Raw genomic sequence first — 22,812 nt, 5'->3', positions numbered from 1 at the left:
ACAAAAGAAAAATTTAACTATTCTTTAAGGGGTGTTATTAATGAAAGTATTACAGAATCTAAGAACTTACCTTTGGCATAATAATTTTCTTTAAAATAGGCTTCTTGAACAAAGTTCAGCTTCTTTAATAAGTTAATTGAAGGATTGTTTGATGGATTAACATTAGCTTCTACTGAATGAAAACGAATGTTTTCAAAACCATGTTGAAGTACCGTGTTTAGAGCTTCAGTCATAATTCCGTTTTTCCAATGATCAGGGTGAAGCATGTATCCAATTTCAGCCCTGTGATGTTCTTTGTTGATTTTCCAAAAACCAACAGTGCCTATTAAAGTGTCATTTTCAGCAAGTGTTATTACCCAACTAATTCCTTCATTTTCAAAGTATGAATTTCTAATCTGGTTGATTAATTCCGTTATTTCTTCAACAGACTTTGGCGGTTCCCGGTCAAGATATTTAAGAACCTGCTCATGACTTCTTAATTCGAATAATTTTTGGGCATCACTTGGTTGTATTAATCTCAATTTAAGTCTGTTGGAATGTAAAACTGGAAATTCTCCAAAATTTATTGTTAGCATGTAAGTAGTTAGATTCGGTGAAGTGCAAATTAATCGTTTGGTTTTAGCTTGGTAACTGTTTTTTGTAACTGTTCTACCATTTCAGTTAACTTTTCCAAAGAGGGCTCTGCTGAAGGAATGGGGAATGAAGTACTTATAAAAGCCTTTGCTTTCCATACTTCTAACACATCTTCTGCGTCAATACTATAAGTTTCGTACTGTTTATTGTCTGATGCAAGGAATAGCTTTTTACTTTCCTTTATCTTGTTAGTTACCCTTTTGTAAACAATTCCTTCATCCTTGCTTAAAACAACATAGGTATCTCCTGATTTTATATCTCCAAAGTTTTCAATGTATTCACCAACTACAATTGTTCCGGGAGCCAATGGAAGCATAGAATCCCCCTTAAGTTCAAAAGCCCTGAATGTTCCCCCTTTAAGAAATGGAAGATTGAATTTAGGTAATTCAGAAACATATTGCGGATCAGCGAAGCCATTTAAATATCCAGCACTAGCTTTTGCCGGAATCAATTCTATGTTTTCGTTTTGTTCCGAGTCAACTGTGATGCTCAAAATTCGTAAACCGGATAGGTTGCTGTTTTTTTCTTCTTCTGCAGCTTTTTCCTTTTTGGCAAACCATTTATCGCTAATACGTTCTGATATAAACTCATCAACAGATATGCTAAATAAATTAGCCATTTTAATTAAAAGCTCTGTTTTAGGCTCAGCACGGTCTTCTTCATAGGCGCCAATTACAGCGCGTTTAACCTCTAAATTATCAGCTAATTGCTGCTGTGTAATCCCTTGTCGCTTGCGAAGGTATTTTAAATTCTGTGAAATTATTCCCATAAATTTTTTGCCAAAAATTTTATAATACTAAAAATAATAGCATATATTTGCTAATAAAGTTAGTGACAATTTTGGGATTGTCAAGAAATAATTTAAAAACTAATTGTAAAACGTATTATAAAAATAAGGTTATGGCACTTTTTAACACTTTCGTAAAAGAGAATATTAAAGCTAAAAAACGCTACATCTATTTCATGACCGATCGCAATCGCTCAAGCATAGTTGTAGGAACCAGTGATAATTTAATAAACACGATTAATAAGTTCAGGTCTATACCTAATCTTCATTTTGATGTTAATGATCATTATTCTCGTTTAGTGTACTTTGAGCAATTTGATAATGAAACTTTATTGCAAAAACGTTTTGCCGATTTGCAGCATACTACTAAAACCCAAAAGGAGAAAATTATTCGTTCGGTTAATGCTGATTGGATTGATTTATCATTAGCAGTCGATTTTGAGAGTATTATGGATCAAAACTATAGTTATACTCGTTCTGATTACCGTATGATTTCAGCTCAATAACGTTAATGTGTTAATTTGACAAACAGATGTGATGTTTAAATAAAGTTTAATGTTATTTTTGGACCGTTGCTTTAAATTAGGATTAAACTGTTTCATATGTCGAAAAAACATGCTGATTATTTTAGCTGTAAGGATTGTCAATATCGTAGCCATTCAGTGTTTTGTGGTTTAAAAGAGAATGAGTTAACACTTATTGATTCACATAAAGGGCATATAACCTTTAATAAAGGAGAGGAAATATTTGTTGAAGGGGATAGGCCTCATGGTATTTATTGTATCCATAGTGGGAAAATTAAGCTTTCGAAACACGGAGATTCCGGTAAAGAGCAAATTGTTCGATTTGCGAAAGAAAGTGATGTTTTGGGCTACAGGGCTTTACTTGGTAATGAAATTTACGATTGTTCCGCTATTGCTTTGGAAACGGTAGAGATATGTTTTATTCCTAAAAAAGACTTTTTCCAAATTTTTGACAACAGCCCCTCATTGTCTTTGAATCTGGTGAAACTGCTTTCTTCTGATTTAAGAAACGCAGAGAACAAACTAACAGACATTGCCCAAAAGCCAGTTAGAGAGCGAATTGCCGAAAATATTCTGCTTCTAAAGGAAACGTTTGGAGAGGACGAAGATTCGGGTTGTATTAAAGTAATTTTGAGTAGGGAAGAGATTGCCAATTTAGCAGGTACTGCCACCGAAACCGCCATTCGTTTACTTTCTGAATTGAAAAATGATGAACTTATTCAATTTGTTGGTAAGAAAATTAAAATATTAAATAGTAAAGAGCTGCTTAAAAGAGCCAATCTTTATAATTAAGAAATGCATGATTTTTATCATGTTTTTCTTAACTTATCGGAAATAGTTTTGTCCTAGCCGGCAATATATCGGCAAATTAAGCGGACATATGCAACAAACCGATATTAATACTACCTGTTACCACTGCGGAGTGGAGTGTGAAGATGATCGAATTGAATTCGATGAAAAAGCATTTTGCTGTAATGGATGCAAAGTGGTTTATGAGATTTTATCTGAAAACCAGCTTTGCAACTACTATGATATCACTAAAACTCCAGGTGTATCGCAAAAATCCAAACATAAAACCTCTACCAAGTTCTCTATTCTCGATCAATCGGAAATTAAATCTAAACTTGTTCGGTTTACCAACGGAACCGAAACTCATGTGAGCTTTTTTTTGCCTCAAGTTCATTGTAGTTCCTGTATATGGCTTCTAGAGAATCTTAACAGAATTAATGATGGAATTCTTAATTCGAGGGTTGATTTTGCGTTAAAAGAAATTTCCATCATTTTTAATGAAGCCAAAACCAATCTTCAACAAATTGCCGAGCTTTTAGCTAGTTTGGGATATGAGCCCCACCTTAATTTAAATGATATTGCTTCCAAAAGGGCCAACTCAGTTGAGCGGGGTTTGATTTATAAGCTTGGGATTGCCGGCTTTTGTTTTGGAAATGTTATGATGCTAAGCTTTCCAGAATATTTTTCTGATGGAACAGTAGATCATCAGCTCAAAACAATTTTTAATTATCTGAATCTAGGCCTATCGCTCCCAGTGTTTTTTTATAGCGCTACTGTGTTTTATAAATCAGCATGGGGAGGGTTAAAGAAGAGCTTTTTAAATATTGATGCCCCTATTGTTCTCGCCATTTTAATCACCTTTTTGCGTAGTGTTTATGAAATTGTAAGTGGTATCGGAGCCGGATATCTTGATTCAATGTGTGGTATTGTTTTCTTTATGCTGATTGGCCGTTACTTGCAAGACAGAACCTATCGAAAGCTTTCATTTGAACGAGATTACCGCTCTTATTTTCCAATTGCAGTTACTATTAAATCTTCGAATAATGAGGAAGAGAATGTTCCGATTACGAAATTAAAAGTAGGAAATCGGATTATCATTAAAAATCAGGAAATGATACCTGCCGATTCAATTCTGTTTACCGGTGAAGCAAATATTGATTACAGTTTCGTTACAGGTGAGTCGGCTCCGGTAAGAGTAACCCCAGGCGAGATTATATATGCAGGTGGAAAGCAGGTTGGCAGCGTTTTGGAGATGGAAGTTGTAAAAGATGTTTCTAATAGCTATTTAACACAGCTTTGGAATAAAGACGTTTTTAATGACCATGAGGAAAAAAAGCAATCGTATGTACATGCAATAAGTCGCTATTTTACTTTAGTATTATTCGTTTTAGCGGCAATAACCGCTATATATTGGGCAGTTAATGACTCCTCACGAATTCTAAACGCTGTTTCAGCAATGCTGATCATTGCATGTCCTTGTGCATTATTGCTATCATCAACATTTACTAACGGCAATGTACTTAGGATTTTTAGCCGAAATGGGCTCTTCCTTAAAAATGCTACAGTAATTGAAACAATTGCCGAAACAAATACAATTGTATTAGACAAGACCGGAACTATTACCCAAACAGGTGCTATGAAAGTTAACTTTACCGGAGCTAAGCTTTCAGAATCTGAAAAACAATTGATTAGGTCACTAGCTAGTCAATCGGCACACCCCTACAGCAATGCAATTTCTGATTTTCTGCCGAAAACAAAGGGTACTAAAGTGATTAACCTGGTGGAGGTTCCTGGTTATGGACTCGAAGCAGCAATAGATTCAAATGTGATAAGAATGGGTTCGGCAACCTATTTAGGAGTTGATATTGATCAGCTAAGTAATGCCGGAAAAGTATATGTTTCAATCAATGAGCAGATTGTTGGTTATTTTACAATAACAAATACCTACAGAGAGGGAGTAGAAAATCTTATAGACCAGTTAAGAGATAAATATTCACTGGCTTTGCTTTCAGGTGATAATAATGCTGAAAAGACCTATTTGTCGGGTATTTTTGCTGATGAATCGGTATTAAACTTCAACCAAACTCCTGAATCCAAACTTCGTTTTATTAAAGAATATCAAATGACCGGCAAAAAAGTTATGATGCTTGGAGATGGTTTGAATGATGCAGGAGCATTAAAACAAAGTAATACCGGTATTGCCATTTCTGATGAGATTAATAACTTTTCCCCCGCCTGCGATGCAATTTTAGCTGGTAATGAACTGCAAAATCTGCCTACTTTTATTCGCTATGCGAAAGCCACCAAAGCCATAGTAATGGCCAGCTTTATGATTAGTATTGCTTATAACCTAATTGGTTTATACTTCGCCATGCAAGGCACTCTTTCGCCGGTGATTGCCGCTATTTTAATGCCTTCAAGTTCCTTAACTATTATCTTATTTACTACAGGGATGAGCAGTTTGGTTGCCAGATTTTGGCAAATGAAATAACCAGTTTTTAGCTCATTTTAAAGTTTATTTTATTAAATTAATTAAATAATAATCAGGTTGTTATAAAAAAAATATATTTGAAATAAATGAAGACATTATAACTATTGTTTAAAAAACTTTATAAACATGATTATTATCATGTTTTATAATAGAAGACGAAAATACATTTGTGACAATCAGTTGACAATATGAGCGCAATAATCATACTCTTAATAATCAGTTTATTAGTGGCCGGAGGCTTCCTGATAGCTTTTATTATATCGGTTAAAAGCGGTCAGTTTGATGATGACATTACTCCTTCAATTCGAATGTTGTTCGATGAAAAGGATCCTGAATCAAATGAGAAAACAATATAATTCAAAATAAAAACCATCAAAACACTCAATTAATATATGGAAATTGAAAAATTCTATTATGACAACCGGATTGTAAAGCAGTTTGCCAACGCTACCATTTTTTGGGGTATCGTGGGCATGACCGCCGGTCTTTACGCTGCTCTGCAATTGGTGTTTCCCCAATTAAATTTAGGCATTGAGTATAGCACTTTTGGTAGGGTTAGGCCGGTACACACCAATGCTGTAATTTTTGCTTTTGTTGGAAATGGCATCTTCATGGGTGTTTATTATTCACTGCAACGTTTATGTAAAGCCAGGATGTTTAGTGATACCTTAAGTAAACTGCATTTCTGGGGATGGCAATTAATTATTGTTGCAGCTGCTGCATCTTTATTGTTGGGATATACCACAGGTAAAGAATACGCTGAGCTAGAATGGCCAATTGATATTGCGATCACTTTAGTTTGGGTGGTTTTTGGTATTAATATGTTTGGAACGATAATTAAACGTCGTGAACGACATATTTATGTTGCTATTTGGTTCTACATTGCCACACTTGTAACAATAGCGGTTCTGCACATTGTAAACTCACTGGAAATTCCGGTAAGTGCAATGAAAAGCTATTCGATTTATGCCGGTGTTCAAGATGCATTAGTTCAATGGTGGTATGGACATAACGCTGTAGCATTCTTCCTCACAACCCCATATTTAGGGTTGATGTATTATTTCTTGCCAAAAGCGGCTAATCGCCCGGTTTATTCTTATAAATTATCTATCGTTCATTTTTGGGCTCTGATTTTCCTTTATATCTGGGCAGGTCCTCACCATTTATTATATACTGCTCTGCCAGACTGGGCCCAGTCATTGGGAACAGTATTCTCGATCATGTTAATTGCACCATCATGGGGTGGTATGCTTAACGGACTTTTAACCTTAAGAGGTGCTTGGGATAAGGTGAGAGAAGAACCTGTGTTGAAATTCTTTGTGGTAGCGTTAACAGCTTATGGCATGGCTACTTTTGAAGGGCCAATGCTATCATTGAAAAACATAAATGCAATCAGCCACTTCACAGATTGGACTGTTGCACACGTTCACGTTGGAGCTTTAGGTTGGAACGGTTTTTTAACCTTTGCTGTGTTATACTGGTTGTTCCCTAAAATGTTTAAAACTGAACTATACTCTAAAAAATTAGCTAATTGGCATTTTTGGATTGGAACATTAGGGATTATCTTTTATGCGGTGCCTTTGTACTTCGCAGGTTTCACTCAAAGCTTAATGTGGAAAGAGTTTACCGAAGAAGGAGTGTTGAAGTATCCTAACTTCTTGGAAACAGTTCAACAGATATTACCAATGTATGCAATGAGGGCTCTTGGTGGTGTGCTTTATCTATCAGGTGTAATAATGATGACTTATAACCTGATTAAAACGGCCAAAACGGGTTCATTTGTTGCCAATGAGGCTGCCGAAGCAGCTGCTTTGCCTAAATTTGAGTCACATGGTTATGAACATTGGCATAGAGTGCTTGAACGCAAACCTACACTAATGTTGGTTGGTAGTTTAATAGTGATTTTAATCGGTGGATTAATTGAAATGATTCCAACGTTTTTAGTTAAGTCAAATATTCCAACCATTGCCAGTGTAAAACCTTATACACCGCTAGAACTGCAAGGGCGCGATATTTACTTGCGTGAAGGTTGTTATAACTGTCACTCACAGATGATTCGACCATTCCGCGATGAAACTGTGCGCTATGGCGAATATTCAAAAGCGGGTGAATTTGTTTACGACCACCCATTCCAATGGGGGTCAAAACGTACAGGACCTGACTTACATCGTATTGGTGGGAAGTATCCTGATTCATGGCATTACAATCACATGTTTGATCCATCATCAATGTCTCCTGGGTCAATTATGCCTGCATATCCATTCTTGTTAGATAAACAACTTGATATTAGCAGTACTTCGGCTAAAATCAAAGCCATGCAAACATTAGGAGTACCTTACCCAAACGGATATGACCAGATCGCTAACAACGATTTAAAGAAACAAGCGCATGAGATAGTTGAAAGACTGAAAAAGGATGGTATAGAAACCAAAAGCGATAGGGAAATTGTAGCGCTTATTGCATATCTGCAAAGAATGGGAACCGATATAAAAGCACAAAACAAAACTGCTGAGATAACTAAAAAATAGGGCTATGAAGTTTATTAATTATCTCGAAACGATTGCAGGAGTAAGTATTTACCCTTTAATCTCTTTACTGGTCTTTTTTATATTCTTCGTGGCTCTTACAGCATACGTAATAAAAGCACCAAAAAGATACATCGACGAGGCTAGCCACATCCCGTTAGATGAAGCAGAAACTAATAGTTTAACTAACCTATAAATAGTTTGAGAATGAAATTTCGAACTTCGAATATAATGAATAAAGTAAAGCCTGTATTGGTTTTAACCTTTTTACTGTTGCTAACTCAAAGCGCATTTGCAGTGCAAGAACTCGGGCAGTTTGGATCTGGAGCCGGAACGCCTGCCAAAACGGCTAGTGGAGCAATAAGTAACATGGATTTGATCTATTATGCATTAGCAGCTACAGTTATTATTGAATTGATTGCCATCATTATTTTGGCATTTTCGATAATGAGAATCATTAAAGTGTATTTTGGCATTGAGCTTAAAACACTTATAACTGGTAAAAAAGTAGCCGCTTTAGCTTCTGGACCAAAGAAAAAATGGTATTCGTTTGAACGAATTAACCAAACTGTGCCGATTGAAAAGGAAGGCGAATTGCTTATGGAACATGATTATGATGGCATTCATGAACTTGATAATAAAATGCCACCATGGTTTATTTGGTTGTTTAATGTAACCATCACCTTCTCGGTTATTTATTTGATTGTATTCCACGTAATTAAAGCCGCTCCATTACAAATCGGAGAATATAAACATGAATTGGCCGTAGCTGATAAACAATTGGAAGAGTATAGGAAAAAATCAGCGAATTCGGTCGATGAGAATAATGTGGTGCTTCTTACCGATGCTGCTCAAATAAGTAAAGGAGCTGATGTATTCAAGACAAATTGTGTAGCATGTCATGGTGGAAAAGGAGAAGGGGGCGTAGGCCCAAATCTTACTGACGATTATTGGTTACATGGCGGTAGTGTTAAAAATATCTTTAAAACCATAAAATATGGTGTTGTAGAAAAAGGTATGAGATCATGGAAAGATGATCTTTCCCCAACTCAAATTCAGGAGGTGGTTAGCTTTATTAAAACATTACATGGTACAAATCCTCCTAATGCGAAAGAAAAACAAGGGGAACTATATAAAGAAGGTGGAGAAGCGGGGGCAAAACCATCTGATACCATCAAAATGGAAGCTGCAAAAGATTCAGTTAGCACTGCTAAACTGTAACTCTAGCTAGTACTAGTAGAAAATGGCGAAAGACGATGTCATATATGAAGAGGATGATTTTAGAGATCATTTAGCAACAGTTGATGAACAGGGTAAAAGAAAATGGGTTTATGCGCAAGAGCCAAAAGGTTGGTATTACAATATTAGAACGGTATTAAGCTTAATTTATCTTGCAATTTTTTTTACCCTTCCATTCATAAAAATTAAAGGGCATCAACTCTTTCAATTCAATATTTTAGAACGAAAGTTTACTTTTTTTGGAGTGACTTTCTGGCCCCAGGATTTTTTCATTTTTGGTTTGGGAATGATCACATTTTTGGTGTTCATCGTTTTCTTCACCGTAATATTTGGAAGAGTATTTTGTGGATGGGCCTGTCCTCAAACCATTTTTATGGAAATGGTTTTTCGAAAAATAGAATATTGGATTGAAGGAAACCATAACCAGCAAAGAGTATTAAATAACGGTCCATGGACCAATGAAAAGATATTTAAGAAAAGCCTAAAACATACCGTTTTTTTTGGAATCTCATTTGTAATAGCCAATACATTTCTTGCATATGTAATTGGTCTTGATAATCTAATTAAAATCATTAGTGAGCCAATAGCTTTGCATTTAACAGGCTTTATTGCATTACTTGTTTTCACCTTTGTTTTTTATGGAGTTTTCTCTTATCTGCGGGAGCAGGTTTGTATAGCTATTTGTCCGTACGGAAGATTACAAGGGGTTTTATTAGATAAAGACTCTATTGTAGTTGCTTATGACAATTTACGGGGAGAGCAGCGAGGTAAATTTAGAAAAAATGAAGTACGAGCCATTGGCGACTGCATAGATTGTTATCAATGCGTGAAAGTATGTCCTACTGGTATTGACATCAGAAATGGAACACAGTTAGAATGTGTGAATTGTACCGCATGTATCGATGCTTGTGATCATATGATGGATAAAGTGGGTTTACCTCGAGGGCTCATAAGGTACGCCTCAGAGAATAATATCATTAAAAAAGAGAAATTTAAGTTTACTCCAAGAATAAAGGGTTATTCGGCATTATTGGTAGTATTAATAGGAGCTATGGTATTTATGCTCGTTTCGCGCAAAGACCTGGATACAACAATTACTCGGGTTGGTGGCATGCTTTATCAGAAACAGGCAAATGATAGTATTAGCAATTTGTACAATATTAAAATATTGAACAAGAGCAGGGAGCAATTACCTATTACTTTAAAGGTTGAAAACGCTATTGCGGATGTTAAGGTTATCGGTAAGAACATAACTGTTAAGGGTGAAGAAACAGCAACTAGTACTTTCTTTATCATCATGCCTAAAAAGGAGATTAATTCTCGAAAAACCGATTTGAAAATTGGTGTGTATAGAGGCAATATTAAAATACAGACGGTTAAAACCTCATTTATGGGGCCATTAAGTGATTAATACATTTCAGAAATGATTAAACTAAGTTGGAGCTATATAGCAGCTATATTTTATTTAAGTTTTGTTGTTTTCATCGTTTGGTTGGCTTATTTGGCTATGCGTGAAAAGTTTGAGTTAATCACCCCAAATTATTATGCCGAAGAACTCAAATACCAACATAAAATTGATGCGAAAGCAAATGTTATGAACCTAAGTGAGCCAACTACTGTAGAAGTTTTAAATAAGCAAATTGTAATTGACTTGCCCAAAGACTTTGAGGGTAAAAAGTCAGAAGGAACAGTTTCACTACTTAGACCCTCAGACGAAAGCAAAGATTTAAAGTTTACGTTGAAGACTAATGAAGAGGGTAAGCAATCGTTAAGCTCTCCTAAATTTGTGAAAGGGTTATACATTCTTAAGATGGACTGGAAATGTGAGGGCAAGGATTATTACCTCGAACAAAATGTATTTTTAAAATAAGAAAGATGATGATTGAGGCCATTATATTTGGTTTTGTAGGTAGCTTTCATTGTATTGGTATGTGTGGGCCAATTGCTCTTTCCTTGCCTGTAAGGAAAGATACCTTAACAAGCAGAGTGGTATCAATTCTTATTTACAACCTAGGAAGAGTTATTACTTATGCTGTAATAGGGTTACTTTTTGGCCTTTTAGGATTTGGATTTAAAATAGCAGGTTTTCAGCAAAGTTTGTCCATAGGGCTGGGATTGTTAATATTACTCATGACCATTTTGCCTTATTTCAGTAAGAAGCAGTTTCACAACAATAATTATTTACTTAAACCACTAAGTTTTATAAAAAGCTCTATTGCAAAACTATTTGGTACATCAAGCTTAGCTTCATTGTTTTCAATTGGATTATTAAATGGATTATTACCATGCGGTTTTGTATATCTGGGTGTTATTTGGACTGCATCTTTGGGTAGTGCTATTGATGGGATGATATTTATGGCGTTTTTTGGTTTGGGTACTATTCCTGCTATGTTGGGTATTGGAATATTGAGTAATTTTATCGATTTTAAGTTAAGAAATAGAATCAAAAAGGCAATTCCTGTCTTTATGCTTCTAATTGGTTGTTTGCTAATTATAAGAGGGCTTAATCTTGGAATTCCATATTTAAGTCCGCATTTGGAAACCAAGTCAGAAACTTTAACATCTACTGAATGTCATTAAAGCAGAGCAACAAAAAAGCTTCGAAATAAATTCGAAGCTTTTTTGTTATCCATTGATTTTGAAACAAACCAACGCCTTTGAAAATACGTAGATTTCTAATGAGTAAATTATTTTGTTAATCCTTGGATAGGAATTCCAACACAACCGTTGGGTTCTTGAATTTCTAATAAGGCTGCCAAAGTAGCCGAAATATCTACAATTTGGGTACGTTGAATTGTTGACTTTGGTAGGATACTCCATCCGTACCATAGTAGGGGCACATGTGTGTCGTTGTTATAAATGCTTCCATGCGTAGTGCCTTGTATTTTACTTCCTGACATCCAGTTTGGTCGCTCCAAAACATAAATATCTCCCGAGCGCTTAGCATTCATCCCATTCCTAATCATTGTCAGTTGATAATCAGTAACTAAGGCATCTGATAAATTATGAATGTCGATAACATTTGCAACCCCATCTAATTGCATAAGGAACTCTTTAGTTAAACTGAAAACAGTTTCATAGGCAACGTTTTTCTCTTTTAATAAGTTGGTGTTTAAATATAACTGATCATTGATTGCGTATTCAATCCATTTACCGTCTCCTAATTTTTCATTTAGAAATGTGCCTAATGCTTTGATGGCTTTTCTGTCATCTGTAAGGCCTGCAGGGATTTTGACACTGGTGTTGTATGCGGCCACATTTGCTACTCCATGATCAGCAGTTAAGAAGACCAACACATTTTCTTTCCCTAAATAACTATCTAAATAACTTAGCAACTCTGCTATATCTTTATCTAAACGTAAATAAGTGTCTTCTGCTTCAATAGAATTGGGTCCAAAAGAATGGCCGACATAATCGGTTGAAGAAAAACTTACAGCCAGAAAATCAGTAAACTTACCTTTGCCTAATTGTTCGTTCTTCAGAATTTCAATTGCGAAGTTTTTAGTTATCGCATTTCCCCAGGGGGTGGTTCGGAGAACTTCGTAATTGGCTGCTTTATGAGGAAAAACAGGCTTTTCTTCACCTGGAAGTGCACGTTCAAATGGCTGATCGTCTGAAGTGCTTTCTGAATACTGTTCTATTGGTAATAACGTTGTCCAGGATTGTTTTAAGAATTCATCTGCAGGTCTTTTTTCGTTTATAATTTGAACCCATTTTGGTAACTCATTCATATAAAACGAGCTGGTAATCCAGTTGCCTGAAGACGAATCGAACCAATAAGATGCATTTGCCGTATGACCTGCGGGAAGAATGGAACCCCGGTCTTTTTGAGATACGCCAATTACACGTGAACCAAAATTGTTTGATAATCGTAATTGATCAGTAATAGTTGTAACTAAAAGATTCTTTGGAGACATTAAGCCTGCTTTAGAATTACTTCCTACTGTTACAACTGATGTATCTTCTGCACAGTAAACACTTTTCTTCGAATAGCGATCATACCAGTCATTACCGGCAATTCCGTTTATAGACGGAACACTGCCTGTATAAACTGAGGCATGTCCAGGGCCTGTATAAGTAGGAACATAACTATAATGATTGTTCTTGCAATTGAATCCCTCTTTCATTAAGCGCTTAAAACCGCCTTCTGAATATTTGTTGATATAACGATATAAATAGTCATAACGCATTTGGTCAACGACAATGCCTACAACCAGTTTAGGTTTTTCAGGTGTCGCATTGGATGATTTTTGTGCAAATAAATTGACAAAAGACATTAATAGGAGCACTATTGTTAGTGTAAGATATTTTTTCATTTTATTTTTTATAGTTGCTGTTCAAAAATAAAAAAGATTGCTCCTGCATTGGAGCAATCTCTTATTGTTATTTATATTCTAACGAAAGTATTACCATCCTCCACCAGATATAAATAAGCCAAAATAAGGCTTAGGATTATACCGTTGGAATGGGATTGCGTAATAAGGCTCTATAACAGCATAGCCAAATAAGTTAACACGCAATGTTACTCCAGCACTGTAAATTGGAGAGGCTTGCCCTGGTGTGTGTTGCCAAGAGAAATTTACATCCTGTCCTTTTGTCCAGGCTAATCCACCATCCATAAAAAATGCCAGATCAGAAAATAAGAATCCAGACTTAATCTTTGAAAGTTTTTCTGGGCCTGTTAAAGGGAAACGAACTTCAAAATTCGCTACAGCCATGTGATCTCCTAATAAGTCGTTAGGGTCTACGCCTGTCTTTCCATCAGGACTGAAATTATCATAAAGTGAATTACTATTATAGCCGTGGATCAATTGGTCGTACCCAAGATAAATAGGGTAGAGAGCTCTTAAATCTTTGGTATTACCATACCGGCCATAGTACATGCCTCTGAAGGCAAACGTCCAAGGTTTGGTGTAAAAGTACCTACGGTAGTCACCTGTTAAGGACGTAAAGTTATAGTTACCAACTGTTTGTGCTATCTGCATCCTAAAACGTTGACCTTTTACTGGAGCTGTTAAACCGAACTGTGAATTATCGCCAACATAAGCACCCTGAACTGTTGCCAGATTAAAAGGAGTAAAGCCCAATGATTTTGCATCAACTTTAGATCTATCTTGTCCAAGATAGACTCCAGGATAGATATTGCCTTGTGCATCCTGTTCGGCAGTATAGTAATCGCTGTATTTGTCGATACGATAACTATAATGGTTAAGGGTGGTGTTCAATTCCCAACGCAAGGTTTGAGAAATCGGGTAATAGCTGTACAGGGCTAGCTCTTCAACAAAGGTCCTTTGTCGGTAAAAAGGGTTTTCAACAAGGTCAAGTTCCTGATTATAGGTCATGTTTCCGTAATATGAGCTGAAATAAGGGGTGTGTGAAATACCAACACCCCAATTAACCCTACCGGCACGATTAATATAAGTAACACCACCTCCAATATCATATATTTCACCATTCACTTGGGCTACTGCATATAATTGGTTTCTATCTAAAATATCTCCGAACAAAAATCCAATTCCTCCGGCAACACCTGTTCCGTATTGAGAATTATACCCAACACCAACCCCTGTTTGTGAAACAGTTACTAAACTGAATTTTGGGCGGTAGGGAACTTTCAGATAATCTGTTTCTTTATATGGAACACTTATATTCTCAAGATTTTTAGTGAGCACACTTTCTTTAGGAATATCAAATGGAGGAAGTAGTGAAAGTGTAAAATCAGTAACAGTTGGGTCAACTTTGAATCGAGGGAACTCAGAAGCATCAGCTTTGTATAAGTTGTAATCCCCATGACGGAATAAACAATAAGCGATTAAATCATTCTTACCTCTAACACTAAAGGCTGGAGCATCTTCGGTAATACCGCTGATACCTGTAAAGTATTTGGTAAGCTTATTCATCTCTTTAGTTTCAAGATTATATTCGTAAAGATTTCTTAAACCGTCGGCATTAGACAGAAAGTAAATCTTTTTGTCATCATGAGAAAATTGGGCGTTAAAATTATTGGCACCCGGAAAGAAATCAAGCATTTCAATCTTACCTGTTGCGATGTCCAATAAACAGATTTTATAAGCACCGAATTTTAATTGTGATAAATTAGTATCGCTACCACGGTCAGATGAAAAAACTATGGTTTGTCCGTCATTCGACCAACTTCCATGAAACTCTGAATGGAAATCGTTGGTTAATTGCTTTGTTTTTTTTGTTTGAAGGTTATAAATGAAGAGATCTGATTTGCCTTCTATCATAGCCGTCAGCAACATTTGTTTACCATCTGGCGACCATGAAGGATTAGAAAAATAGGGAAGCCCATGAATCTTGATTTCTTCAAGGGTTCTGCCATTGCTTACATCCACAATCACTAACACACTTTTGCCTTTTATCATTACGATGTAGGCGTATTTTGTACCATCTGGCGACCATGTTCCAGCGTCCTGAATATAGTTGTAATCGTCAACGTGAAGTTTTTCTGCTTGCGAAGATAGTTTTCTAATAACACGACCCGTTCTAACATCGGCTAAAAATAAATCAATAGAGAAAAGGTTTTTTTCACTAAAGAAGGTAACGAAGTTTCCATCTGGGCTTAATACAGGAGAAATATTCATTTCCCCCAGATCTTCCTGACGTACCAGTTTTTTACCAACTACAGCAATCGTGTCTTTAATAAATGGTTTATAGTTTTCAATAGTACGGGTTTTCCACATGTTCGAAAGGACCTTCTCTTCATAACCCAAAGTACTATCTACTGCCATTTGATAACCAAACTTGGCTGTGTTTACAAATAACGGTTTGACAACTGTATCTCCCCATACGCCTGCAACAAAGGCCCAAAATGCTTGTCCGTAACGGTAAGGGAAATATTTGTTGGTTACAGTAAGGTCTCTTAGACTAGGGAAATCTTTACTAAGTACTGCATCACGCATCCACATAGCTGTATGCGAATCTTTACGACCCAAAGAAAGGTACTCTGCCATACCTTCCACCATCCATAATGGGAGGTTTTGGATATTATAAAGACTCAAAGAATCGGCACTTTTAAGTATATCGTATTGAAATGCGTGGACCAACTCGTGACCCAGTACGTGATCAGTTTGACCGACAGCCTCAAAGAATGGCATAAAAACCCGTCCGCGATAACCTTCGGTAACACCACCTGTTCCTTGCCCAATGTTTTCACTCGAAAGTGTGGTTTGCGAAAAGTCAGAGTGGTTGTTATAAATCATAATCGGGTTCTTATTATCAAACCGATGGTCTAGCACATTGCGATGCCGTGCATACCAACGCTCACTCATATCGGCAAATTTTTTAATCACCGTATCATTTCCCATGTAATTGTAAATGTCGAAGTGAGGTGTTTTTAGAACCTTGAATTTATACTTCTCATATTGAACCTTGTTTCTTCCAAAATATTGAGCTTGAACAGAAAAGCCCTGTGCGAGAATGATTACCGATACGACGAGTGTTAATAACCGTTGTTTGTAGAGCCGATGCATGATTGGGGAGTTTATGTATTAACCGAAAAGTTTAAACTATAGGTTAAGTATTAATCAGACTTAAATCTTAACCTACGGTTTAAACATATATACGAAAAAAAATGTTCAATGTGAAACTTAAAACCCAGTATCTATACTATCTGGCAAAGTTTCTTCATCAACATTCACACTATCTATGCCAGAAGTAGTATCCCTTCTAGGAACGGAATTTGGGCAATAATATTTTGTTTGAATTTTAATATCTGGTTTAGGAAATTTACCCATAGTTATTCCCAGGCTTGGGTCCGAATAAATTTTCTCCATATATTTTCCAAATATTGGCAGAGCTGTTTTTGAGCCTTCGCCATAAGCTCCCGACATAAAATGTATGTTTCTGTCTTCACAGCCTACCCAAGTTCCTGTAACAAGATCTTTTGTTACACCCATATACCAGCCATCTGAGTAATTTGAGGTAGTTCCTGTTTTTCCACCTATCTCATTGCCCTTTTTAAATAAGTCATATTCCCAAAGCGCTTGAGATGTTCCTCCTGGTTCTTGAATTCCTCCCTGAAGCATGTATAACATTAACCATGCAGTTTCTTCACTTAAAACTCTTTTTAACTCAGGTTTAAACTCCTTTATTAGCTTACCATCTTTATCATAAATTTTGGTTACCAATAAAGGTTTAGCATACATTCCCTTGTTTAGGAATACGCTGTAAGCTGTTGCCATTTCAAATAGCGAAACATCATTTGAACCCAAACCTACCGATGGCACCGATTTTAGCGGACTTTCAATGCCACAAAGATGAGCGTATCGAACAACATTATCCCAGCCAACCATTTGAGTTAATTGAGCAGTAACTGAATTACATGATTTACCCATAGCCCAACGCAAGGTCATATCGTACCCTGTAAAATTCCAATCGGCATTTTTGGGTGACCAGCTTTTTTTCTCTCCGTTTTCAACATAATCAATTGTAACTGGTTGATCTTTTATTTTATCGCAAGGGGACATTTTTTTATAGTCAATCGCAGTTAAATAAACAAAGGGTTTGAATGTTGAACCCGCCTGACGTTTGGACTGGATAACATGGTCGAATTTAAAATAGTCGAAGTTAATGCCTCCTACCCAAGCTCTGATTCTTGATGTTGACGGTTCAACTGTAATTAATCCTGTTTGAAGAATTTGCGAGTAGTAGCGCAATGAGTCAACCGTAGAGAATGTCGTATCTTTTTCACCTTTCCAGGTAAATACAGTCATTCTTTTTGGTTCATTAAGTGCATTATTTATCGAATCAATATTGCCTTTATACCTTTTGCTAAGTTGTTTATAGAGTGGTAAGCGCTCTACCATAGTTTCCATATAGTTTGGTATTTCATCACCATTTTCATCTGTCCACGGATCTCGATTTTGCCAATAACCATAGAATCTACGTTGTAACGATGCCATTCTATCCTCAACAGCTTCTTCGGCATACTTTTGCATGCGCGAATCGATAGTGGTGTAGATCTTTAGACCATCGGCATAAATATCAAAATCGTTTTCCTTGGCCCAATCTTTTAACCAGTTAGCAACAGCATTACGTATGTACGAATCTTTTTCCTGCTGGTTATCTTCCTTGTAACTAAGATCAAGCTCTATTGGTGTCATCAATAGTCTTTCATATTCTGCCTTTGGTAAATGATGATATTTTACCATTTGTGAAAGTACAATATTTCTGCGTTCCCTTGATTTTACAGGATTGGTAATAGGGTTATAAGTTGAAGTAGCTTTTAACATTCCAACCAAAACAGCTGATTCTTCAGTGGTTAACTGATTTACTTGCTTGTTGAAATATTTATTGGCGGCTACCTTAATACCGAATGAGTTGTTACCGAAAGGGACTGTGTTTAGATATAGCGTTAAAATTTCGTCTTTTGAATAAACCATCTCGAGTTTAACAGCTGTAATCCATTCTTTTGTTTTGTATACAAGGGTTTTTATAACAGGAATATGTGTCAATAAACCAAAAGATCGTTGACGACGTGTTTGATACAGGTTTTTGGATAGTTGCTGGGTTATGGTGCTTGCTCCCCGTCGGTCTCCACTTAAAGTAGAAAATATACTCGAGAATAATGAACGGAGATCAATGCCTGAATGCTTGTAGAAACGGGCATCTTCCGTATCAATCAAAGCATTTTTAAGATTTTCAGGCAGATCCTTGAACTTAACCGGTGTACGGTTTTCAGTGTAGTAACGACCAATTAACACACTATCTGCACTGTATAATTCTGAAGCTGTAGCAAGTGGAGGATTTTTGAGATCTTTAAAACCGGGTGAATAACCGAAAAGCCAAAACAGGTTAAAATCAACCGCGATAAAAAAGACAATAATGGTTGCAATTAAATAAATGAAACCTTTTATAAACTTATTTTTGGGTAGAAAACTGTTGATTTTCTTAAAGAAATTCTTAATTGAAGAAATAATCTTATTGAACATCAGTGGGTTGTGTTTAATTGATTTTTGTTACAAAGTAAGGCTTTCTTTTAATTTACAAAAAACTAATTGAGTTAAATGAAAACTACTTTTTTTGCTTTTACCGACTTTTAAATTACTAAAATATCGACTATTAATTATCCACTTTTTTGTCTCAATTTTGATAGCTGGTCAATTCAATTTTTTGTTGTAATTGAGTGCCGTCATTGTAACAGATTTATAATAAAAAAACCTGACATTGCTAAACTACGTTCATTAATTAAACTTTTGTAAAATGAATTGTTCAGTTTCAAATTTCAGCAAGATTAGCTTTATTGGGCTATGGAGCTTATTGTTAAGTCTAAGTGCATGCGGGCAGAATGTAGAAAATAAAAGAATTAAACCCATGGAATCTAAAAATGAAGGTAAAAGCATGAATGTAATCAATAATAAAACTACGGATACAGTAACCTTTGGGGCCGGATGTTTTTGGTGTGTAGAGGCTGTATTTCAACAATTGAAAGGTGTGAAATCAGTTGAATCAGGCTATTCAGGAGGTGAAACGGATAATCCTACTTATAAAGAAGTTTGCACCGGTGAAACCGGACATGCTGAAGTTGCACAAATTGTTTACGACCCTAAAGTGATATCTTTTCCGGAGTTATTGGAAGCGTTTTGGGGAAGTCATGATCCTACAACCTTAAATCGCCAGGGTGCTGATCAGGGAACTCAATATCGTTCAGTTATATTTTATCATGATCAGGAACAGAAAGAACTCGCTGAAAAATATAAGAAGGAATTGGATGCATCAGGAGCCTTCAGAGGCCCAATTGTTACTGAAATAGCTCCATTCACTAAGTTTTATAAGGCAGAAGACTATCATCAAAATTATTATAATCTCAATGGAAATGCTCCTTATTGTCAATTTGTGATAGCTCCTAAACTTGAGAAATTTAAGAAAGTGTTTAAAGATAAGTTGAAGTAGTTAATAGTTCATGGTTCATAGTTGGTAGCTTATTAGGTTAATTCAGAATGAAGTACTACTAACTATTATCCATGTTTATGATCTATTAACTAAACGCTATGAACTTACTTATTTCAACAGTTCAAAAACTAAGAACTGTGTTTTTTGAATAGCTGTAAAGTTGTTATCAGAAACCAAAACTAATGTTTTATTGCCGTTTGGTAATTTCGGACCGAAGGTTATACCCTCAACATTATCAATACTTGTATTTAAACTGGCAAGATTATAGGCCAGTTTTTTTGTCGCTGGCGTAAACTGCCGTCCAGCTAACGCATCTACATCTTTTACATTGGTGGCATGTTCCAAATCAACTTCGTAGATACGAATGGAGTTCGATGGGAATGCTCCAACGGCAAATGACCGCTCCATTACATACATTTTGTTTTCAGTAATTGATAAAATCTCATCTACACCGTTTACTTTAAAGCCTCCCGGAAGTAGCGGAGAAGCATGGACCTTGTCCAATTTGTAAGCATATTGGGCTACAATTTCTTTAGTTAAGCGATTGATCTTTGTGATCCGAATAAATGATTTTGTTTCTTCGGTGTCAGCTTGAGGCCCATCCTGGAATAATGGTTCTTCGTTGGCGGTAAAGATAAATTGCTCGTCAGGAGATAAGGAAATGCTTTCCAATGCAGAATTTTGGCGCATACCATAATCCTTTTTATACATTTTATATACTTCCGGAATTGGGTATTCTCCAATAAATGAGCCGTCAGTTTTCATTTCACGTAAAAACGGGTCAATTAAAATAGTATCCCAACTTACCAGTTTTCGCTCACCTTCGCTACTCCAAAGTAGATTTCCGGTTGATTTAACAAATCGTATAGATTCAGGATCCGGAACATGGAATTTATCTTGGTATTTATTAGGAAAAGTAGTTCCATCAGGTTGTTTTAAAGAGGTAACTCCAGTTATGGTTACGCTATCAAAAGAGCTGGGCTTAAAGTATAGTTTGGCGGTATAAAAACGAGCAGCTTGTTTTTCCGACCGGTCATCACAAATAAGGTAATATAAATTTGAAGCAGGATCATAATCAATTCCTGATAAGCCTCCGACAGAAGTGTTTTGAAACGTTAAATCATTGGGAAGAATTTGCTCGCCAATAAAGCGCCAGCCTGTGGTTTGGGTTGTGTCTCTTGAATTAGGATCGTTTATATAAAGATTTTTTCGGCAAGAAATAAAGATGATTGTGAGCGCAATTGCAGCGAATAATGTTAAATACGCTGCTTTTTTAGTTTTATTCATGAATTTATCTAGATATAATGTTCATTGACCAATGCAAATTACGCTATTCATGCGCAGTAATTATTCTTCCGTAATTACATAATTGTTAATTGTCGTAGCATTGTTGCAATTTATCTGCCATTAAGTACTTAATTCTGAAAACTCAAAATGAATGTTCGTTCATTTTGTAGATTATTTCTACCTTGTCTTTAACTAATTTGAAATAGGTTTATATGAGAGAATATTCAATACCGGTTAGTATTCGTTGGGCTGATTTAGACCCGAATTTTCATGTTCGTCATTCGGCTTATTATGACTTTGGAGCCCAGGCACGGATTAATTTTTTTGTTGAAAAAGGGTTAACTGCTCAAGTACTTGCCAAACATCATTTCGGCCCGGTACTGTTCAGAGAAGAAGCTGTTTTTAGAAGGGAGCTTAAGTTTGGAGATAAATTGAGTATCAATGTTAAAGTTTTGAAGCTTAAGAAAGATCATTCCCGCTTTTCAATTGCTCATGAGATCATTAGAGAAGATGGAACTCTTTGCGCTAAAATAACAGTTGATGGAGCATGGATGGACACTCATATTCGCAAACTCACCTTGCCGCCGCAAATTGCCATTGATATGTTGGTAGAAATGCCAAAAGATGAAAACTTTGAATGGATAGATTGAAGACAGTCCTCAATCTCCAGTACGCAGTCTTCAGTCTATAATCTAAAATCGTAAGTCATAATTGTACTTTGTACTTTTAACTTTGTACTTAAATTCTGTCTTCAATCTAAAATCTTAAATCGTAAGTCATACTTGTACTTTTAAATTTGTATTTCAAACCCGTCCTGATCTTTAAGAAAAGGAAATGCTCTTCTCACAAACTCTAGTGTTTCACCCGAAAGTTCCAGCGAATGAATATCCTCGTCATGAGATTTCTGATATAAAACGGTTCCATCCGGGGCTATAACCATGCTGTCGCCGCTATGATAAATTTCATTGCCATCATTTCCAACCCTGTTCAGTCCAACAACATAACTTTGATTTTCAACCGCTCTGGCAGGTAATAGTGTTTTCCAATGCAATGAACGTCTTTCCGGCCAGTTGGCAACAATAAGGTATAAGTCGTAAGGATTATCTTTTAAGTTCCTGGCCCAAACCGGAAAACGAAGGTCGTAGCAGATCATTGGACAAATCTTCCAGCCATTTAATTCAACAATAAGTTTTTGAGTTCCTGCTGAATAAGTATCATCTTCTTTGCCCAATCCAAAAAGATGTCGCTTGTCATAGGTTTCAAAACTGCCATCGGGGCGCATCCAAATCAAACGGTTATAAAAACGGTTTTGATCTTCAACAACAATACTTCCGGTAATTACAGCATTCATGTGGCCCGCCATTTCTGCCATCCATCTTACGGTTTTGCCTTTGGTTTGTTCAGCTAGCATAGCCGCGTTCATGGTAAAACCAGTACTAAACATTTCAGGCAACACAATTAAATCGGTCTTTTCTTTAATGCCAAGCATTTTTTGACCAAGCATCGAAAGGTTAGCGTCAATGTTTTCCCAGTGAAGGGATGTTTGTATTGTGGTTACGGTAAGATTGTTCTTCACTTTAATTTTAGTATAAGTATTTAGACCATAGCTCATAGTCAATAGAC

The 22,812-nt window shown here is 36.1% G+C and carries 18 protein-coding genes; 11 read left to right on the top strand and 7 right to left on the bottom strand.

Going from position 1 to position 22,812, the window contains the following annotated elements; all coding sequences use genetic code 11:
• Positions 1-17: 17 nt before the first annotated feature.
• A complete protein-coding gene (locus NF867_RS01950) occupies positions 18-575 on the bottom strand; it encodes a GNAT family N-acetyltransferase (protein WP_252585860.1) in 558 nt (185 codons plus the stop codon).
• Positions 576-604: 29 nt separating this feature from the next.
• Positions 605-1,402, bottom strand: a complete 798-nt coding sequence (locus NF867_RS01945; RefSeq protein WP_252585859.1) for an XRE family transcriptional regulator — start codon at positions 1,400-1,402, stop codon at positions 605-607.
• A 131-nt stretch (positions 1,403-1,533) separates the two neighbouring features.
• Here NF867_RS01945 and NF867_RS01940 point away from each other — a divergent pair, with 131 nt between their 5' ends.
• The 9 genes from NF867_RS01940 to NF867_RS01900 all read left to right on the top strand — a co-directional run bounded on the left by NF867_RS01940 (position 1,534) and on the right by NF867_RS01900 (position 11,568).
• Positions 1,534-1,926, top strand: coding sequence for a GIY-YIG nuclease family protein (locus tag NF867_RS01940; protein ID WP_252585858.1), 393 nt, complete (start codon positions 1,534-1,536; stop codon positions 1,924-1,926).
• A 96-nt stretch (positions 1,927-2,022) separates the two neighbouring features.
• The gene (locus NF867_RS01935; protein WP_252585857.1) at positions 2,023-2,736 is read left to right on the top strand and encodes a Crp/Fnr family transcriptional regulator; all 714 of its coding nucleotides are present in this window, start codon (positions 2,023-2,025) and stop codon (positions 2,734-2,736) included.
• 88 nt (positions 2,737-2,824) lie between these two features.
• Entirely contained in the window at positions 2,825-5,224 is a 2,400-nt protein-coding gene (locus NF867_RS01930; protein ID WP_252585856.1) for a heavy metal translocating P-type ATPase, read from the top strand.
• A gap of 188 nt (positions 5,225-5,412) precedes the next feature.
• Positions 5,413-5,580, top strand: coding sequence for a cbb3-type cytochrome oxidase assembly protein CcoS (gene ccoS, locus NF867_RS01925; RefSeq protein WP_252585855.1), 168 nt, complete (start codon positions 5,413-5,415; stop codon positions 5,578-5,580).
• A 36-nt stretch (positions 5,581-5,616) separates the two neighbouring features.
• Positions 5,617-7,752, top strand: a complete 2,136-nt coding sequence (gene ccoN / locus NF867_RS01920) for a cytochrome-c oxidase, cbb3-type subunit I (RefSeq protein ID WP_252585854.1) — start codon at positions 5,617-5,619, stop codon at positions 7,750-7,752.
• 228 nt (positions 7,753-7,980) lie between these two features.
• On the top strand, positions 7,981-8,970 hold the full coding sequence (locus NF867_RS01915) for a cbb3-type cytochrome c oxidase N-terminal domain-containing protein (protein WP_252585853.1): 990 nt from the start codon (positions 7,981-7,983) through the stop codon (positions 8,968-8,970).
• Positions 8,971-8,992: 22 nt separating this feature from the next.
• Positions 8,993-10,399 carry a cytochrome c oxidase accessory protein CcoG gene (ccoG, locus tag NF867_RS01910; protein ID WP_252585852.1) on the top strand — a complete coding sequence of 469 codons (1,407 nt, stop codon included), beginning with the start codon at positions 8,993-8,995 and terminating at the stop codon, positions 10,397-10,399.
• A 12-nt stretch (positions 10,400-10,411) separates the two neighbouring features.
• Positions 10,412-10,858 carry a FixH family protein gene (locus NF867_RS01905; protein WP_252585851.1) on the top strand — a complete coding sequence of 149 codons (447 nt, stop codon included), beginning with the start codon at positions 10,412-10,414 and terminating at the stop codon, positions 10,856-10,858.
• 5 nt (positions 10,859-10,863) lie between these two features.
• Positions 10,864-11,568, top strand: a complete 705-nt coding sequence (locus NF867_RS01900; RefSeq protein ID WP_252585850.1) for a sulfite exporter TauE/SafE family protein — start codon at positions 10,864-10,866, stop codon at positions 11,566-11,568.
• Positions 11,569-11,675: 107 nt separating this feature from the next.
• Here NF867_RS01900 and pafA read toward each other — a convergent pair whose 3' ends face one another.
• From pafA to NF867_RS01885, 3 genes are all read right to left on the bottom strand, one after another.
• Positions 11,676-13,304 carry an alkaline phosphatase PafA gene (gene pafA, locus NF867_RS01895; RefSeq protein ID WP_252585849.1) on the bottom strand — a complete coding sequence of 543 codons (1,629 nt, stop codon included), beginning with the start codon at positions 13,302-13,304 and terminating at the stop codon, positions 11,676-11,678.
• Positions 13,305-13,394: 90 nt separating this feature from the next.
• A complete protein-coding gene (locus tag NF867_RS01890) occupies positions 13,395-16,481 on the bottom strand; it encodes a DPP IV N-terminal domain-containing protein (RefSeq protein WP_252585848.1) in 3,087 nt (1,028 codons plus the stop codon).
• Positions 16,482-16,598: 117 nt separating this feature from the next.
• Positions 16,599-18,941, bottom strand: a complete 2,343-nt coding sequence (locus NF867_RS01885; RefSeq protein ID WP_252585847.1) for a penicillin-binding protein 1A — start codon at positions 18,939-18,941, stop codon at positions 16,599-16,601.
• 382 nt (positions 18,942-19,323) lie between these two features.
• Between NF867_RS01885 and msrA the strand changes: the two genes are divergently transcribed.
• Positions 19,324-19,902 carry a peptide-methionine (S)-S-oxide reductase MsrA gene (msrA, locus tag NF867_RS01880; protein ID WP_252585846.1) on the top strand — a complete coding sequence of 193 codons (579 nt, stop codon included), beginning with the start codon at positions 19,324-19,326 and terminating at the stop codon, positions 19,900-19,902.
• A 108-nt stretch (positions 19,903-20,010) separates the two neighbouring features.
• Here the strand turns inward: msrA and NF867_RS01875 are convergent, their stop codons facing one another.
• Positions 20,011-21,189 carry an esterase-like activity of phytase family protein gene (locus NF867_RS01875; protein WP_252585845.1) on the bottom strand — a complete coding sequence of 393 codons (1,179 nt, stop codon included), beginning with the start codon at positions 21,187-21,189 and terminating at the stop codon, positions 20,011-20,013.
• A gap of 212 nt (positions 21,190-21,401) precedes the next feature.
• Here NF867_RS01875 and NF867_RS01870 point away from each other — a divergent pair, with 212 nt between their 5' ends.
• Positions 21,402-21,839, top strand: a complete 438-nt coding sequence (locus tag NF867_RS01870; protein WP_252585844.1) for an acyl-CoA thioesterase — start codon at positions 21,402-21,404, stop codon at positions 21,837-21,839.
• 140 nt (positions 21,840-21,979) lie between these two features.
• Here NF867_RS01870 and NF867_RS01865 read toward each other — a convergent pair whose 3' ends face one another.
• Positions 21,980-22,801: an amidohydrolase gene (locus NF867_RS01865; RefSeq protein ID WP_252585843.1), complete on the bottom strand. Its 822-nt coding sequence runs from the start codon at positions 22,799-22,801 to the stop codon at positions 21,980-21,982.
• Between the last annotated feature and the right edge of the window lie 11 nt (positions 22,802-22,812).

This window comes from Solitalea agri (genome assembly GCF_023914155.1).
GTDB lineage: Bacteria > Bacteroidota > Bacteroidia > Sphingobacteriales > Sphingobacteriaceae > Solitalea > Solitalea agri.
Note: the sequence above shows the minus strand (reverse complement) of the source record. Positions and strands in the feature narration are given on the sequence as shown.

Excerpts from the sequence above, each read along its gene's own strand:
- NF867_RS01950 (WP_252585860.1), bottom strand. The coding sequence starts at position 575 with ATGCTAACAATAAATTTTGGAGAATTTCCAGTTTTACATTCCAACAGA.
- NF867_RS01945 (WP_252585859.1), bottom strand. The coding sequence starts at position 1,402 with ATGGGAATAATTTCACAGAATTTAAAATACCTTCGCAAGCGACAAGGG.
- NF867_RS01940 (WP_252585858.1), top strand. The coding sequence starts at position 1,534 with ATGGCACTTTTTAACACTTTCGTAAAAGAGAATATTAAAGCTAAAAAA.
- NF867_RS01935 (WP_252585857.1), top strand. The coding sequence starts at position 2,023 with ATGTCGAAAAAACATGCTGATTATTTTAGCTGTAAGGATTGTCAATAT.
- NF867_RS01930 (WP_252585856.1), top strand. The coding sequence starts at position 2,825 with ATGCAACAAACCGATATTAATACTACCTGTTACCACTGCGGAGTGGAG.
- ccoS (WP_252585855.1), top strand. The coding sequence starts at position 5,413 with ATGAGCGCAATAATCATACTCTTAATAATCAGTTTATTAGTGGCCGGA.
- ccoN (WP_252585854.1), top strand. The coding sequence starts at position 5,617 with ATGGAAATTGAAAAATTCTATTATGACAACCGGATTGTAAAGCAGTTT.
- NF867_RS01915 (WP_252585853.1), top strand. The coding sequence starts at position 7,981 with ATGAATAAAGTAAAGCCTGTATTGGTTTTAACCTTTTTACTGTTGCTA.
- ccoG (WP_252585852.1), top strand. The coding sequence starts at position 8,993 with ATGGCGAAAGACGATGTCATATATGAAGAGGATGATTTTAGAGATCAT.
- NF867_RS01905 (WP_252585851.1), top strand. The coding sequence starts at position 10,412 with ATGATTAAACTAAGTTGGAGCTATATAGCAGCTATATTTTATTTAAGT.
- NF867_RS01900 (WP_252585850.1), top strand. The coding sequence starts at position 10,864 with ATGATGATTGAGGCCATTATATTTGGTTTTGTAGGTAGCTTTCATTGT.
- pafA (WP_252585849.1), bottom strand. The coding sequence starts at position 13,304 with ATGAAAAAATATCTTACACTAACAATAGTGCTCCTATTAATGTCTTTT.
- NF867_RS01890 (WP_252585848.1), bottom strand. The coding sequence starts at position 16,481 with ATGCATCGGCTCTACAAACAACGGTTATTAACACTCGTCGTATCGGTA.
- NF867_RS01885 (WP_252585847.1), bottom strand. The coding sequence starts at position 18,941 with ATGTTCAATAAGATTATTTCTTCAATTAAGAATTTCTTTAAGAAAATC.
- msrA (WP_252585846.1), top strand. The coding sequence starts at position 19,324 with ATGGAATCTAAAAATGAAGGTAAAAGCATGAATGTAATCAATAATAAA.
- NF867_RS01875 (WP_252585845.1), bottom strand. The coding sequence starts at position 21,189 with ATGAATAAAACTAAAAAAGCAGCGTATTTAACATTATTCGCTGCAATT.
- NF867_RS01870 (WP_252585844.1), top strand. The coding sequence starts at position 21,402 with ATGAGAGAATATTCAATACCGGTTAGTATTCGTTGGGCTGATTTAGAC.
- NF867_RS01865 (WP_252585843.1), bottom strand. The coding sequence starts at position 22,801 with ATGAGCTATGGTCTAAATACTTATACTAAAATTAAAGTGAAGAACAAT.